Annotated in this window: 13 protein-coding genes and 1 pseudogene; 7 read left to right on the top strand and 7 right to left on the bottom strand. The window is 34.9% G+C overall.

The features are described 5' to 3' along the window. The first annotated feature begins 209 nt into the window (after positions 1 to 209). On the top strand, positions 210 to 1,133 hold the full coding sequence (locus ATHE_RS13375; RefSeq protein ID WP_015908961.1) for a hypothetical protein: 924 nt from the start codon (positions 210 to 212) through the stop codon (positions 1,131 to 1,133). A gap of 37 nt (positions 1,134 to 1,170) precedes the next feature. Then, a complete protein-coding gene (locus tag ATHE_RS13370) occupies positions 1,171 to 2,253 on the top strand; it encodes a DUF1848 domain-containing protein (protein ID WP_015908960.1) in 1,083 nt (360 codons plus the stop codon). Positions 2,254 to 2,342: 89 nt separating this feature from the next. Here ATHE_RS13370 and ATHE_RS13365 read toward each other — a convergent pair. Further along, a pseudogene (locus tag ATHE_RS13365) lies at positions 2,343 to 3,293 on the bottom strand (transposase). 349 nt (positions 3,294 to 3,642) lie between these two features. On the opposite strand from ATHE_RS13365, the gene ATHE_RS13360 reads away from it, so the two are divergent. Then, the gene (locus tag ATHE_RS13360) at positions 3,643 to 5,028 is read left to right on the top strand and encodes an ATP-binding protein (protein WP_015908959.1); all 1,386 of its coding nucleotides are present in this window, start codon (positions 3,643 to 3,645) and stop codon (positions 5,026 to 5,028) included. Between the two features lie 854 nt (positions 5,029 to 5,882). On the opposite strand, the gene ATHE_RS13355 is transcribed toward ATHE_RS13360, so the two are convergent. Then, positions 5,883 to 8,327 carry a transglycosylase domain-containing protein gene (locus ATHE_RS13355; protein WP_015908958.1) on the bottom strand — a complete coding sequence of 815 codons (2,445 nt, stop codon included), beginning with the start codon at positions 8,325 to 8,327 and terminating at the stop codon, positions 5,883 to 5,885. Between the two features lie 182 nt (positions 8,328 to 8,509). Here ATHE_RS13355 and hydE point away from each other — a divergent pair, with 182 nt between their 5' ends. Both hydE and ATHE_RS13345 read left to right on the top strand, forming a co-directional pair. Then, positions 8,510 to 9,565 (top strand): [FeFe] hydrogenase H-cluster radical SAM maturase HydE, encoded by a 1,056-nt coding sequence (hydE, locus tag ATHE_RS13350; RefSeq protein WP_015908957.1) that lies wholly within the window; start codon positions 8,510 to 8,512, stop codon positions 9,563 to 9,565. 94 nt (positions 9,566 to 9,659) lie between these two features. Continuing rightward, positions 9,660 to 10,316 (top strand): hypothetical protein, encoded by a 657-nt coding sequence (locus ATHE_RS13345; RefSeq protein ID WP_015908956.1) that lies wholly within the window; start codon positions 9,660 to 9,662, stop codon positions 10,314 to 10,316. Between the two features lie 44 nt (positions 10,317 to 10,360). Here ATHE_RS13345 and ATHE_RS13340 read toward each other — a convergent pair whose 3' ends face one another. Further along, positions 10,361 to 11,785 carry an MFS transporter gene (locus ATHE_RS13340; protein WP_015908955.1) on the bottom strand — a complete coding sequence of 475 codons (1,425 nt, stop codon included), beginning with the start codon at positions 11,783 to 11,785 and terminating at the stop codon, positions 10,361 to 10,363. A 234-nt stretch (positions 11,786 to 12,019) separates the two neighbouring features. Between ATHE_RS13340 and ATHE_RS13335 the strand changes: the two genes are divergently transcribed. Next, a complete protein-coding gene (locus ATHE_RS13335) occupies positions 12,020 to 12,670 on the top strand; it encodes a hypothetical protein (protein ID WP_015908954.1) in 651 nt (216 codons plus the stop codon). Between the two features lie 21 nt (positions 12,671 to 12,691). Here the strand turns inward: ATHE_RS13335 and queF are convergent, their stop codons facing one another. After that, positions 12,692 to 13,087 (bottom strand): preQ(1) synthase, encoded by a 396-nt coding sequence (queF, locus tag ATHE_RS13330; RefSeq protein WP_013291477.1) that lies wholly within the window; start codon positions 13,085 to 13,087, stop codon positions 12,692 to 12,694. 163 nt (positions 13,088 to 13,250) lie between these two features. Here queF and ATHE_RS13325 point away from each other — a divergent pair, with 163 nt between their 5' ends. Continuing rightward, on the top strand, positions 13,251 to 14,165 hold the full coding sequence (locus ATHE_RS13325; RefSeq protein WP_015908953.1) for an AraC family transcriptional regulator: 915 nt from the start codon (positions 13,251 to 13,253) through the stop codon (positions 14,163 to 14,165). A gap of 200 nt (positions 14,166 to 14,365) precedes the next feature. On the opposite strand, the gene ATHE_RS13320 is transcribed toward ATHE_RS13325, so the two are convergent. From ATHE_RS13320 to ATHE_RS13310, 3 genes are read right to left on the bottom strand one after another with little or no spacing between them, the layout of a single operon-like run. Next, positions 14,366 to 14,611, bottom strand: coding sequence for a thioredoxin family protein (locus ATHE_RS13320; RefSeq protein WP_015908952.1), 246 nt, complete (start codon positions 14,609 to 14,611; stop codon positions 14,366 to 14,368). Positions 14,612 to 14,643: 32 nt separating this feature from the next. Beyond that, positions 14,644 to 15,615, bottom strand: coding sequence for a permease (locus tag ATHE_RS13315; RefSeq protein WP_015908951.1), 972 nt, complete (start codon positions 15,613 to 15,615; stop codon positions 14,644 to 14,646). Positions 15,616 to 15,621: 6 nt separating this feature from the next. Further along, complete coding sequence (locus ATHE_RS13310) at positions 15,622 to 15,918, bottom strand: ArsR/SmtB family transcription factor (protein ID WP_015908950.1); 297 nt, start codon at positions 15,916 to 15,918, stop codon at positions 15,622 to 15,624. Positions 15,919 to 16,183 lie beyond the last annotated feature (265 nt).

Below are 16,183 nucleotides of genomic sequence, written 5' to 3'. Positions count from 1 at the left end.
AAATACAAAAATTAAACATAACATCATAACAAAAAAGAAAATATAAACTGAATTACAAACAATATCATTTAACTAATGTAATGAAAATTCTAATTTTCCATGTTCATAAATGAAATTCGCATAATTTTTGACCTTAAAGTTATCAAAATCTCATATTAAAATTTACTATGTCTTTTGTATTTCCAGTCTGTTAAGGAGAGTGAGAAAAAGTGCATTTACTTATGCATGATGTTATGAGAATTGCAAAAGAATTTCACTCACCTGTTTGTCTTCGCTTTTCCAATTCGAATTATCAGAGAGTAAGCACTTGTGAGAAATGCCTTCCAAAAGTTCACTTTAAAAGGAAGAATAATGGCAATATCCGTGATTATGATTGTCAAAATATGATATACTATTACTGCGGAAGATTTTCTCTTAAGCATTTAGGGGAATTGTTTATGCTTCTTCAAAGAATTAGTCACAGGATTCCTAACAATCCCAGAATTTTTTCAATTGGATGTGGACCTTGCACAGATCTTTTTGCGTTTGAAAAATATATTAAACATAACAAATTAAATGAGAAAATAAAATATCATGGCATTGAAAAAAATGTGCTTTGGAAGGAGATTCACAATTTTATAATTAAGCACGGAAAGAGGCATAAACTGTCGAAAATAGAAGTATCATATTTAGATGCAATTAGAGAATTTCAGGAGGTAGTTAGAATTATGAAAGAAGAACAGCCTAATGTTATTTTATTTCAATATGTTTTATCTGATATTGCAAAATATTATCCAGTGGACCTGGTAAAGCGATTTTCAGAGAAATTTGTGGAAAAAGCTTTTGAAATACTTCCAAAGTCAACAATGATAATTTTCAATGACACGAATGTAACACAAGAATATGCAAAGAGAAATCCTGATGAAATAAAAGGTCGCATATTCCTTGAGCATTTATCTGAAAGATTTTGGACAAACCGCAACATATCAGTAATCAAATATTACTTTCCATACAAAGATGACCCAAGTCTTAAATTTGGTGCTGCACATTCTGATTTCAGGGTTGACTTTTCTAATATACCTGAAGACTTAATAAACTATTTTGAGATGTGGGACGAATACAGAAGTGCTCAGCTTGTTCTAATTAAAAATTGAATTGTATTAGAAAATTTGTAATCAGGAGATGATACAGTTGATTATAAGTGCAAGCAGAAGAACAGATATCCCAGCTTTTTTCGGTGATTGGTTTATAAACAGAATAAAAGAAGGTTTTGCAATGTATCGGAACCCGATGCGACCATCTCAGGTTTTTGCAGTATCATTATTGCCAGAAGATGTTGATGCTATAGTCTTCTGGACAAAAAATCCCAAAAATTTTTTAGAAAAACTAAAGTACCTTGAAAATTATATATACTATTTTCAGTTTACAATCACGCCTTACGGTAAAGACATAGAACCTAACATCCCTCCAAAGGATGAGGTTGTTCAAACTTTCATAGAGCTTTCAAACTTAATAGGCAAAAAAAGGGTTATATGGAGATATGACCCTATAATTATTACCGACAAAATGCCACTTAGTTACCACAAAGAAAAGTTTGAGGAGCTCTGCGAAAAGCTTGCACCTTACACTCAAAAGTGCATAATAAGCTATGTTGACTTTTACAGCAAGGCAGTGGATGAGCTAAACAAAATAAATGCAAAGGATTTTTCGGCAGATGAGCTTTACAATGTCTTTGGTGCAATAGGCAGTATAGGGAAAAGATATAATCTGAGCGTTGAGACATGTGCAGAAGATGTGTCCATTGAACAGTTGGGGCTGAAAAAAGCGCACTGTGTGGATGGCGATCTTATAAGGGAACTCAGAAAAGAAAAAGGTTTTTATGAAGTTAAAGAATACAAGAAAGACAACAATCAGAGAAAGGCGTGCGGGTGTGCTCAGAGCATAGACCTTGGAATATTCAATACCTGCAAACACTTTTGTACTTACTGTTATGCAAATTTTAGCAGAAGTTCAATTGTCAAAAATGTGGAAAAGTATGATGAAAAATCTCCTCTTCTGTGCAGCTATCTTGACCTTGAAAAAGACGAGATAAGAATTAAGGAAAAAGATGGTTCAAGGAAGATTGAGAAAGACAATATTCTTCAGAAAAAATTCAATGAATTAAAAACATTAGAGCAAAGGTCTTTTTGTACTATGGAAGAAGTTTTTTCAAAAGAAGGTTCTAACGATTGGCTTGAGAAAAAAGTTTTAGAGTATCTTGAAAAATTAAGATAAGACTATTAGCTGCAGATTTCTTTCCAGCTTTTCTTTTGAATAACAAGTTGTTGAATAAATAATTGTACCATTAATGTTATTGTATAGAACTATAAATTATTCCACGTATATTTAAAAGAAAATTTACAGTTTCCAATTTTTTGAATATAGACCTCTATCAAATAAGTAATCATTATTCACCTCTACATGCCTCTTATATGTTCTAAAACCTCTTAACCTTACTTGTTCTAAATTGTATTCTCCTTCTAATTTCCCAAATAATCTTTCAATTTTTGTCCTTTGCTTATATAACCTTTGCCCTTCTTCACTTCCTAAAAATTCTATATTCTTTATCCTCAAAATATTTTTTACATTACTAAAATCCTTACTATTTCTCTTATTTACCGCCGCTACAAACTTTATCTCAAGTTTATCTGCCACCTCAAAGCACTTTACACAATCATAACCTGCATCTGCTAATATCACATCAAGCCAAATATCTTAGATCAATACAAAAGTTCTACTACTTTACTGTCATGGACATTTGCACGTGTCAACCACCATACTATTGGTATAACCTCATCTTCAACTGTTGCTAACACATGTAATTTATATCCATTGTAAAAACCTAAACTAATACATACTCCTGTTCCTGCTTCTTTGTCACCCCTCAAACTTCTCAAAGGGGTAGAATCTATAGCACAAACTTTTGTCTGCGGTTCTATTCTTCTTGCTAAAATTCTTGCTATTTCTTCTATATATTCTTCTTCAATTACCTTTGCCCATTTCGAAAAATATGAAATGTCAAAAGCTCTTCTCTATCTCCCTATAGCTTTTTTAAATTCTTCATCTTCGTTTATTTTGTATTCTAATTCCCTGAAGCTGTTTATCTTGTTTTTGACTTTGTAAACAAAACAAGCTATTATATGGCTTAACTTAAACTTCTTTGGTCTTTTACTTCTGCTGCTTTTTATCTTTAATCCCATGGCTTTTATTACTTTCTCAACTGTCATAAGTATCTTTAATAATTTTTGATTTTGTGTTTTAATAAAATTAGTCATTGCCATCCTCCTTTGTTATGTGTTTTTTGTCTTCTCTTCCTATAATTTTACCTCAAGGAGGATGGCTTTTTATATATCTATTTATTATCTTTTATGTTAATTTCTTTTATTCAACAACCTATTTAATTAATTTAAAACACATACATCTATGGATAATGATAATATAATTGAAAAGTTAATTCCAATTACAAGGGAAACATAGATTATAGCAGTAGTTGTGATTAGCTTTAAAAAATCAAAAACACAATAGAAATTGAACTAAAACTATGTTATAATATTTATTGATTTCAAAGTTATTAACTTTAAAGTTAGTAACTCTGGAGTTAGTAACTTTAGAGTAGGTGATTTTATGTTTGTTGGCAGAAAGTATGAGCTTGAAACATTAAACAGACTTTATAATGAAGACAAATTCCACTTTGTTGTTGTGTATGGAAGAAGGCGTGTTGGAAAAACTACTCTGCTTACTGAGTTTTGCAAAAATAAACCCTCAATATTCTTTGTTGCTGAAGAATACAATGATAAAATTAACCTTGAATCTTTTTCAGATAAGGTACTCTCTTATTTTAACCTTGAAGGGTTAGTGGGCAGATTTGAATCATGGGAAAAGGCATTTATATTTTTGGCACAGCAAGCAAAGGATAAGAGATTGATTGTTGTAATTGACGAATTTCCTTATATAGCAAATACAAACAAAAGTATACCATCACTTTTGCAAAATTTGATTGATCATCATTTAAAGAATACCAAACTTTTTTTGATTATCTGTGGATCTTCTGTAAGTTTCATCGAAAAGGAAGTTTTAAGTTATAAAAGTCCTTTATATGGACGAAGAACTGCTCAACTAATAGTTGAGCCATTTAGATTTTTTGAGAGTAGAGAATTTTTCCTTAATTATAGTTTTGAAGATCAGGTTATTGCATATGGAGTTTTGGGAGGAATTCCTCAGTACTTGAGTATCTTTGACAGCACAAAAGACATATACGAAAACATCAAGACAAAAATATTGGACAAGTCATCTTATCTTTATGAAGAACCAAAACTGCTTTTAAGGCAAGAAGTAAGAGAACCTGCTTTGTATAATTCGATAATAGAAGCAATAGCAACAGGCAGCAGTAAATTAAGTGAGATATCTGCAAAAGTGGGAACTGACATTGATAAATGTGCAAAATATATTTCTGTACTCATAGATTTAAAAATTCTTGAAAAGGTAACTCCTCTCAAGTTAGAGTCAAAAAGCAGAAAAAGTATTTACAAAATCAAGGATAATTTTTTTAGATTCTGGTATCGATTTGTTTTTACCAACAAGACTTTGATTGAACAGGGATTAATTGATGAAGTTATCGAGAACAAAATCAAACCTTTTATGAATGAGTTTATTGGAGAAGTTTATGAGGAGATTTGCATGGATTATCTTAAGATTTTAAATAAGGCAAAAAAATTACCCTTCATTTTTGAAAATATAGGTAAATGGTGGGGAAATAATCCTTATAAAAAGCGTGAAGAGGAAATTGATATAGTAGCATTTGACAACAATAACATCCTGTTTGGTGAATGCAAATGGAGAAACCAGAAAGTTGATATGTCTGTTTTGAATAACCTAATAGAAAAGAGTATGATTTTTAATAATCGTAAAAAGTTCTATGTGTTATTCTCAAAAAGTGGTTTTGCAGATGAGGTAATAAGTTTTGCTAAACAAAATCCTTATGTCCTATTAATTAATAAATTTGACTATTAACTTGCAAATAAAGCGAATTAAACTTATTTTGTATTGGAACTTCTTATTTGTTTCGTATAAAATTTTCGATTTTCATTTAATAAATAAGTTAAATTTTTCAAAAAGGGATATATTGATATGTATAAGAGATTTTTGGAGTCATAAAAGGTATAACAATCCTAAAATTTTCTCAAAAACAAAAATTAAAAACTACGGATATATTTTTTAAGGTTATTTGATTATCAATTTTTATGATATTTTTATGATAAAACAGCAATTAGCGGGTGTTCATACCCGCTTTTTTGTTTAGTTTCAATCCCAAAGGGGAAGCTTCTCCCTCCTCTCAATCCCCAACGGGGAGGCTACAACAATAGATGGTTTGAGAAATTTCACAAGGAACAAATGGTTAAGTTTTCAAGCTACTGTAGATTATTTCTATTATATTCCACAAGCAATTGAAAGTCGAGGGATGCTAAAAACGACCTTTTGCTGTCGACCCCCAGGGATTTTTGTGGGATTACAGGTCGACAGCAATTGGTAAATACAAAAGTTTTAATTAATAGAATACAAAGTACATGACTTTAATAGGAAATAAATATTATAACAGGTATGGTAATTAAATGATTACAAAAAATTTAATTTATAATTGATTTTTGGATATAGTTTTAAATATCAGAAAATGTGCTCAAATAGTATAACAGCGCATATAAAATGTTCAGAATAATAGACTGAACAAAGATGAAGAAATTAAAAAAAGAGGCTATCTAAAAAGAAAGGTTGATAGCCCCTTTATGTAATAAAGTATTGCTTTGTGTGGCAGAGTTTTGCCTTATTTTGCTCAATGAAAATTTCAAATATTTATTAGCCCCTTATCTCTACTGTGAAGAATAAGTACTTGATTGTGTTGTGTCGCTTTCAAGAGGCAAGTTTTCTTCAACGCTTTGCTGGCTGCCTTGTTCAGCAGAAGAGGGCTGCTGGCTCTGTGAAGAAGACTGCTCCTGCTGCGAGGTAGTGCCTTTCTGCGGCACAATCTCCTCTTGCGGTGCTTTGTGAATATCACAGTAGCTGGTTGGTGCTTGGTACATATAATCATCAGGTGGGACAACCGAAGAACCTGGCCAAATAGGATTATCTCTTTTTATAAACACCTTTTCAATTGTTGTTGGGCAGTACTGTGTTGCAAGCTTGTTAGACTGAGTGCAAACTTTAAGTTTTACATGCTTGTCGCAGTACTCTGTTGGTTCTGTGCCTTCAACAAAAATCTCTTTTATAACCTGACTTCCACGAGGGTCTTGTTTGCAAAGGCTTGTTGCAAGCTTACCTGACTCTTTACACACATACCTTTCCACAATTCCAGCAGGTCTTAAAAACTCTGAGCTTACACCTTTTTGACGTACAACCCTGTCCATTATTGCTTTGAAAATTTTCAGTGACGGATTTGTTCCGGTTATATAATTTAATGCAACAGGTTTGTCTTCGCCAACCCATACGCCAAGCGCATAGTTTGGAGTGTATCCTACAAACCATCTGTCTTTGCTGTCATCGGTTGTACCTGTTTTTCCTGCAACAGGATATGAAAATTTAACTCCTACTGTTATCCTTGCAGTGACAACGCTCTGGAGCATATTTGTAAGTATATATGCATTCTTTTCATCCATTACTCTTCTTTTATAGGGCGTTCTTTCAAATATTGTAATACCGTTTTTGTCTTCAATTTTTGTTATAAAATAGGGTTTTATATACACACCACTGTTAGCAACTGCAGCAAACGCAGCAGTAAGTTCAATTGGTTTTACTCCATAGGTAAATCCACCAATTGCAATTGAGAGACTGTTCATATCCTGTGGTGCAAGAGTTGTAAAACCAAACCCTTTTAGATTCCTGTAAACATTTTGAATCCCCAGATTATATGCAACCTTTACAGCAGGAACGTTTGCCGACCACTGCAAAGCTTCTCTCAAGGTCATTAATCCTTTATACCCTCTTTTGCCAGAAACAACGTTACTTTTATACCAGTTTCGTGGTGTGTACCTGCCAACCGAAAATGGCACATCATCAATCACAGTTGCAGCAGTATAACCATTTTCAAGCGCCAAGCTATAATCCGCAATAGGTTTTATAGCTGACCCAGGCTGGCGAACAGACATTGTAGCGCGGTTCAAGAGCCTAACACCTTTTAAATTTCCTCTTCCGCCCATGATGCCTTTGACAGCACCTGTTTTAAAGTCAATCAAAACAGCTGCTGCCTGAGGTTGTGGTATTCCTGATGCATCGTAGTGTTTTATCTTTGGCATAATTGACAGGTCTGAAAAGACATCTTCCATTGTACTTTGTATGTTTTCGTCCATTGTTGTATAGATTTTAAGTCCGCCACCATAGATTAAGTTTTCTGCTTCATCTTTTGAAATTCTTTTCTTTTCAGATAGAATTTCAATTGCTTCATCTATTACAGAATCGACAAAGTACGCATGTTTGTATGCACTTTCTGCAGAGATGTCTTTTTTTACATAAACAAGTGGCTGATTTATTGCTTCTAAGTACTCTTGTTCGGTTATATATCCAAGTTCAAGCATCTTTTTGAGAACAATTTCCTGCTTTTTCTTTGCATGGTCTGGAAAAACATAAGGATTATAATATGAAGGATTTTGAGTAATTCCGGCAATTAGGGCGCACTCTGCCAGAGTCAGCTGCGATACATCCTTTCCAAAATAGGTGTATGCTGCAGCTCCTACACCGTATGCTCCGCTGCCAAGGTTAATTGTGTTGAGATACTCTTCTAAAATCTGTTCTTTTGTCCATTTTTTTTCGAGCTGAATGGCAAGGTACTGCTCTTGAATCTTTCGTTTGAAGGACTTTTCAAAGGTTAAAAGTTTGTTTCTCACAAGCTGCTGGGTGATTGTACTTGCACCTTCTGAAAGACTGCCGGTTTTTATGTTTTTGAATATTGCGCCGAATATTCTTTTGATGTCAATCCCGTTGTGCTGCCAGAACCTCTCATCCTCAATTGCAACAAAAGCGTTTATGAGATTTTTTGGAATCTTGTTGTATGGCACTCTTATCCTGTTTTCATTGCCATGAAGCCGGGCAATTTCGTTTCCGCTCTGGTCGTAAACAATAGTTGTCTGAGTATCTGAAGAAGAAGTTATTATATCAAGAGCATTTGCTGGTATTGCCTTTATGTATCCTGTGACCATTCCAAAACCAGCACCGATTAAAACTGCCATGCTTGCAATCAAAAGTACTAAAATAGTTCTTACAAAGCTTTTGAGAAAAAGCCTAAACGGCGTTTGTTTTTTTACTTTTTTATTTTTGCTTTGCAACGAATATTCCTCCCCTCTTTCCTTATTCAATTATACCACAAAAATAAATATGTATACCATTCTGGTAAAAAGTGGATTAAGGTAGACTTTTAAACCATTATATAATATGGTATAATAAAATCAAAAGCATTAAAATAGATAGAAATACTCAAATTTTCTGTTTGACAGGAGAGACCAGTAAAATGAAAGTAAAAGATATTTTGGAAAAAGCATGTTATGAGAATATTCTCACAAAAGATGAGATAAAACTTTTGCTGATGGCAGAAGGTGATGATAAAGAACTTCTTTTCAAAACAGCTGATAGTGTAAGAAAAGAACATGTTGGAGATGAGGTCTTTTTAAGAGGGCTTATTGAATTTTCAAGCTACTGCAAAAACGACTGTTTTTACTGTGGTCTGAGACGAAGCAATAGCCAAGCTCAGCGTTACAGAATGCAGGAAGATGAGATTGTAGAGGTTGCGAAAAGGGCGTATCAGATGGGGTACCGCACGGTTGTATTGCAGTCTGGTGAGGATATGTATTACACCAAAGACATGCTGTGTTCAATTATAAAAAAGATAAAAAGTAGCGTGGATGTTGCTATAACACTTTCAATTGGTGAAAGGTCATATGATGAGTACAAGGCATTCAAAGATGCCGGAGCAGACAGGTTTTTGATGAGATTTGAAACTTCAAACAAAAAGCTATATAGAAAATATCATCCCGGAATGAGCTTTGAAAACAGGATAGAATGTCTCAAATGGATAAAAAATCTTGGGTATGAGCTTGGGACAGGTTTTTTGATAGGTCTTCCGGGGCAAACTATTGATGATTTGGCACAGGATATACTTCTTGTAAAAGAGCTGGATGCAGATATGATAGGCATAGGACCTTTTATTCCTCATCCACAGACGCCTCTAAAAGATGCAGAGGAAGGTTCGGTGGATTTAACTTTAAAGAGCATTGCCATTTTGAGGCTTTTGATTCCAGATGCTAATATTCCTGCAACAACTGCGCTTGGCACTTTAGACCCTCTTGGAAGACAAAAAGGTCTCATGTGCGGTGCAAACATTGTGATGCCAAATGTAAATGACCTTGAGTACAAGCTCAAATATGAGTTGTATCCTGGAAAGATTTGCATAAATGAAGATGCGACAAAGTGCAGAGGTTGTATTGAGTCAATTATAGTTTCGCTTGGTAGAAAAGTTGGACAGGGAAAAGGACAAAGCAGGCATTACAAAAGAGCTGCTGCGTCTTAAAATTCCATTGATTTTGATTAGGCTTTGCTGTAGACTTATAAGTATGTAAGAAAATGTGACTTTTCATTTGGCAAAGAAGGAGTCAGGATTTTTTATGAGAATAAAAAAAGGTGCTGCAAAAAGGTTGTGGATTGCAGTTTTGATTGTAGTGGTATGTGTTCTTGGAGGTTTGGCAGGTTATTACATAGCGGGGTATCTCAATCAAAAACCTGCTGTGCAGCAGCCTCATCAAGCAGATGAGAATTCAAATCAGCCAAGGCAAGAACAGAGTCAGCTTGAGCAAGAAAATCCAAGCCAACAGCAAAGCCAAGAGGTTTTGTCTGAAGTGTATAAAGCTGTTGCAAGGTTTGTCGGTGGTGTTGATGCACACACTATACAGCTTTCGCTTATTAACACAAACTTTGACTTCAAAGAATTTGAAGTTGATGAAAATCTCACTCAGGGGCTTAATCTTTCAGAGGGTGAGATTGTTGAAGTTGAATTTGAAAAGCCCAAAGATGGTGGTAACCCACGAATTGTGAGTATAAAAAAGCCTGATAAGGTGACTCTAAAAGGGAAGTTTGTGGGACTTGCAGACAACAACTTTGCAGAGTTTGTGTTTGACCAAAAACACATAGTTTTGCAAATTAGTAATGTTTCCGATAAATTAGCTTACCTTAATGAAAATACCGACGTTGAGGTAACTTTTAAGACAAATCCTCAAAGTCCTAAGTCAAATCCAGTTGTTGAGGATATAAAAGCATTGGAATAAAAGATATAAGAAAAACAGGGGTAGCCAGAGTTTGAGCTGCCCCTTTATTTGCTTTGTTTTACTTCAGAGTAAATATTTCCTCTTTTGTATGACGCAACAATTCCCAGAATAGAGAGAAGTGCAAACACCAAAAAGCTTGTCTTCATGCTCTTTAGAATAAGAAGATAGTTTTCGTGCGAAAGTTTTACGCCTTTCAAAAACATGATTGATACAAACGAAACAATTGCCATTGAGAATGCCTGTCCTATAACTCTCATGACAGATATTGTTGATGATGCTGTGCCATAGAGTGATTTTGGTACACAGCTCATAACAACATTTGTGTTTGGCGATGAGAAAAGTCCAAAACCAATCCCCATGATAAACAGATTTAAGATAACAATAACAAGGTTTGTTTTAGCAGCAAAAGTTGAAAAAATAAAAAGACCAGCTGTGGTCAAAACCATGCCAGATGTTGCAAGCTTTCTTGGTTCTATCTTTTCAGAGGCTCTGCCGGAAATTAATGAAGTAATAACCTGCGACAGTGGTTGAACAATCAAAATAGAGCCTGCAAGCTGGGATGGCAGAGCTTTTACAAGTTGAAGGTACAGCGACATAAGGTAAGACGCAGAAAATGTGCAGCTGTAGTTTATGAGCGCTGCTAAGTTTGAAAATCCAAACTGCGGGATTTTTACAAACAGTTTTACGTCCAAAATGGGATTTTGAAGTTTTGCCTCTGCAACAACAAAAATTACCATCAAAATTAACCCTGCAAAGAACAAAATTTTAGAGGTATTTCCCAGTTCAAATGTGGAGGCTCCGTACATTAAAAGAAAAAGCCCTGTCATCGACAGGATTGTGCCCATTTTGTCAAGCGATTTAAGGCTGTCAAGTAGTTTTGCCTGCCTTGTATTTTTCACTTCTTTTTGGAGTAAAAATAAACTCACAAATGAACCAACAAGTCCTATGGCAAATCCAAACAAAAATATGCTTCTGTATCCCCAAAGTTTTACAAGCAAACCACCCAAAAAAGGTCCTAAGGATGTCCCCAAGTACACAACTGCTGTGTTTATCCCTAAAAGCCTTCCCCTTATTTGTGGTAAGTGTTCTTCAATCAAGATTGGCATAGATGTCACAAATGTGAATGCTGAGAAAAATCCCTGAAGTGCGCGGAAGACAAAAAGAATTTCTACTGTGTTTGAGAGTGCACACATCAGGGTTGAAAGTGTAAACAGCAAAAGCCCTGTTTTGAATATCTTGGTCCTGTCAAATGTGTCAGAGAGCTTTCCCATGGGAAGAATGAAGGCTGCAGAGAATATCAAAAATATGCTTATCACAAGGTTCAGCTCTTCAGCGTTGAGCTTAAAACTTTTTGCTATATCTGGTGCGGCAATATTGACTGCGCTTGACATAAACGGCACTAAAAAAGAAGAAAGTGTTGTTGCGATGAGTATGTTTTTATTTATTTTTCTGTCTTCTTGAGTGTGCATAGTCCCTGTCAATCGCTCCCTTCGAAATTTCATGAACTATCAATCTTTAAAAATTACATATATAATAATATCACTTTATGACAAAAAATAAATACGCCTGGGAAGGACAATTTTGTATATTTTAAGGCTTTTGAGAAGAATTTTGAGGATGGTAAAATAAATTATATAAAGTACTTAAGAAAAATTGTTTGTCCACATATTTGCAAAACTACAGCACACAGGGTGAGAAAGTAGATGAAAGTTGCATGGAGCGCAACTCATCAAGAGTTTCTGCTCACAGATGGTTATTACTTTTCAGGACTTTACAAGGAGCTTTGCAAAAGAAAAATTGAAATTGAAGAGGTAGACGATTTTGACAGGCTTTTTGAGTATGATGTCATAGTTTTCAACTACCCAGAAAATCCTTTCAGCAATGAAGAGAAGGAAAAGATAAGAGAAGCTTTGCAGCAAAAGGGCAAGAAAATCATCTTTACAGCACATTTCAAAAACAAAGATGGTGTCTCTGAGATTTGCAATAGCATCACAAGAGAATATGGAATAAACATATTGCCAGAAGGTATAAAGGATGAGATACACCATTTAGAAGATGACCTTTTTATAATAACAACAGATGAAGTAAAACTTTACCGAAAAGGTGTTAAAGAGGTTGTGTTTCCGTACTCAGCACCACTTGAGGTTGGAAATGGAGCTGAGGTTGTGCTTGAGGCAAGAAAGACTAGCCTCACAGACAGTGGCAAAAAATCGCCTGTGCTTATCGCTCAAAAAAGATTTGAAAGCGGTGGAAAGCTAATTGTGTGTGGAAGCTGCATCTTCTGGGATAACTTTTCCCTCTTTAGGCTTGACAATTTGCAGTTTGTGATAAATATTTTTGAAGGAGCTGAGTAAAAAAATAAAAGTGGCAAGGTATCATTTTTCGTACCTTGCCACTACTTTTGTTGATATTCCTCCACGTTCATGGAACTCTCCAATCACTTCCATAAACTTTGGCTCAAGCAGTTTTACAAGGTCATCAAGGATTCTATTTACTGCATGTTCCTGCAGTATTCCCACGTTTCTGTATGAAGTTAGATAATACTTGAGAGATTTTAGCTCAACAAGTTTTTGGTGAGGGATATATCGAATTGTAAGCTTTGCCGTATCAGGAAGACCTGTCCACGGACAGACTGATGAAAATTCTTCTGTGATATATTCCACTACCGTGTTCTTTTCAGGGTATTCATAGGGGATTGCTTCTAAGACCTCTGTGTCAATCTTTTCATACCCATAGATGTCAAATCTTCTTTGCTGGTATTTGTCAGACATTAAAAACACTCCTTTACCTTGTTTTTTTGACCGGGGTTGCTGCGACCCGTGCAGCGCTATGTAAAAGCTGCAAAAAGATTTTAGCACACTTTAATTTGCATTGTAAATTGGTGTATAATGAAAATTAACACGAGAATTTAAAATTGTTAAGGGGAAATGATAAATGCCAGAAAAAGAGCCTCTTTACATAGAAGAGATTTTTGATTATGTCAGCCAGCGGCCACAGAAGTTTGCCCTGAATTTCTGGGAAGACCCAAGATATTTTAAGCTTCACAGGCACAACTTTGTTGAGTTTATGTATGTTGTAAAAGGTGAGGGGACAGAACACATAAATTCAATCAGCTACAATTTAAAACCTGGCACATTTTCAATTGTCATGCCGTACCAGATTCACAGAATAGATTATTCAGAGCAAACTCCTCTTTCAATCTATGTTGTTGCCATTTCGTTTGAGGAGCTTTTAGCACCATCAAGCATTTTTTACAGAATAGGAGAACTTCTTTTGAGTTATGACGAAAATGTACTTCCCTATTACTACTTTGAAGGCAAGGAAAAAGAGGTGATGGACAGGCTCTTTAAAGAAGCATGGATATATTATAACCAGCAGGATGTGTGGGCAGAGATAATACTCAAAGCCAAGATTTTAGAAATAGTTGCGTATTTTGACAGGTGCAGAAATTTGGCATGTGATAAAAGCTTTCAAAGACCTGCTTCTAACTCTGTCACAAACAGAGCTCAAAAAGAGAGCATTCCTGTTCCGTTCGACTACTGGCAGCTTGTGTACTATGTACATAAGAATTATAACCAGAACATAGACCTGAAAACCTTGTCAAAAGAGTTTCACTTAAGTCCCTCTTACATAAGCCAGCTTTTTAAAAAGCTTGTTGGGAGCAACTTTCACAACTTTTTGAATGAAGTGAGGCTTCAGCACGCATGCAGTTTGCTTCTTTCAACCGACAAGCCTGTAACAGACATCGCGCTTGAGGTTGGATTTGATTCATATTCCACTTTTGCCAGAGTTTTTCATAAACACAAAGGTATGAGTGCTCAAGAGTTCAGGAAAAGAGGAGGAGTTTGAGTAGGTCTGAGTCTAAACAGGGCAAGCAACAGTGTACAAAGTGATGTTATGTAAATTGATGAATAAAAAATTTTTTTTGAAAATTTGGAACAAAAAGCAGGTCTCACAAATAAATTTTTGGTAGCTAAAAGAGTGATAGAAAATTTAATACCGAAAAGTTAAAAGGCGGGTGTGCTGCCCGCCTTTTATTAAATAACTATTCACTTTCCTGCCTCTTTTTTCAAAATTTCTTTTATTTCCTCAACACCTGCAACCCTGCCTGAGAATATGAGCTTTTCATCAACAACAAGAGCAGGTGTTCTCATAACACCGTAAGACATTATCTTTTCGATGTCTTTTACCTCTTCAAAATGAGCCTCAATTCCAAGCTCCTCAGCTGCCTTTTTAGCATTTTCCATTAGCTTTTTACAGTTTGCACATCCACCACCAAGAACTTTTATAACCATCTGTCAATCACACCTTCCCTTCTTAAAAGTTTTTATCCAAGAATAAGGTTAAATAGATACCCTGTTATAATTATTCCACAGCCCACAATTGCCACAAATATTCCGAGAAGCTTTGGCTTTAATACCCTGCGAAGAAGTATCATCTCAGGCAAAGAGAGGGCTGTTACACTCATCATGAAAGAGAGTGATGTTCCCATCGAAACCCCAAGGCGCCTGAATTCACTCACAAGTGGAATTATTCCTGCTGCGTTAGAATAAAGAGGTATTCCGAGTGCTGTTGCAAAAATTACAGCAAAAGGATTGTTCTTTCCAGCAATCTTTGTCAGTGCTCCTGTTGGGATATAGCCGTGTAAAAAAGCACCAATACCAATTCCAACAACAACAAATACCCATACCTTTTTTATAAGCTCAATGGTAAATTCCAGTGTTTCTTTGAGACGCTGATTTAAAGTTTTTTTGTCCTCAGCAATCTGAACGTTTCCAACTTTGATTTTAAAAACATAGTCCTCAACATATTTTTCAAGATTAAGCTTTCCAATTAGGATGCCACTTGCAATTGCAATTATCTCACCTGACAGTACATAAATGAGAGCGATTTTAAGACCAAAATTTGCATATAAAAGTCCAAGCGCCACCTCATTTACCATTGGGGCAGCAATCAAGTACGAAAATGTCACACCAAGTGGAATGCCTGCTTCAACAAATCCAATAAAAAGCGGAACTGCTGAGCACGAACAAAATGGTGTCACAATTCCTAAAAGCGCTGCTAAAATGTGGGCAAGGAAGATATTTTGTTTTTTGTGTGAAAGAATTTCTCTTGTCTTTTCTGGTGAGAAAAAGCTTCTTATAAAGGTTATGACAAATACAATCAGAAATAGCAGAATGAAAATCTTGATTGTGTCAAATATAAAAAAGTTCACAGCACTTGCGAGCTTTGAATTCTGAGGGATTTTAAAAATATTGTAAGTTACAAAATCTGCAAATTTTTGAATGGGGAAAAACAAATTCTATCACATCCTTTCAAAATTTTGGTTCTCAATTATGAATTTTTCTGCTATATTCAGCAAAGCCTTGACATATTCATTTTTAATCCTGTAATGCATATTTGCACCCACTTTGCGGTGTTCAAGCAAACCGGCCTCTTTTAAGATTTTTAAATGTTGAGATAAATTTGGTTGAGAAAATTCAACAAACTGTAAAAGTTCACATACGCACTTTTCACCGCTCAAAAGGTTTTGAACTATCTTTATTCTAATTGGGTGAGAAAGCGCTTTGAACACCTTTGCAAGTCTTTCTTCCGTAGACATATTTTTCGCACAATCTTTCTTTTTTCAGCTTTAAAAGAAAGAGTTGTGCTTTTTACACCTCTCTTTCAATAGCTTATAAGCATTTAATTATATAATAAACTAATAATCACAAAAAAGCAAGCATAATTATTTAAGAAATAGAATATTGCAGTGCAAGTTCTGTTTTGAAGTCAAAAATTTTGAGATTATAACCAGCTGAATAAAAGTTCATGATCAAACTAAAGTCTGTAACTAATTTTGTGCAGTATATTAATCCGGTGTAGGA

It is taken from the genome of Caldicellulosiruptor bescii DSM 6725, assembly GCF_000022325.1.
Lineage (GTDB): Bacteria > Bacillota > Thermoanaerobacteria > Caldicellulosiruptorales > Caldicellulosiruptoraceae > Caldicellulosiruptor > Caldicellulosiruptor bescii.
Note: the sequence above shows the minus strand (reverse complement) of the source record. Positions and strands in the feature narration are given on the sequence as shown.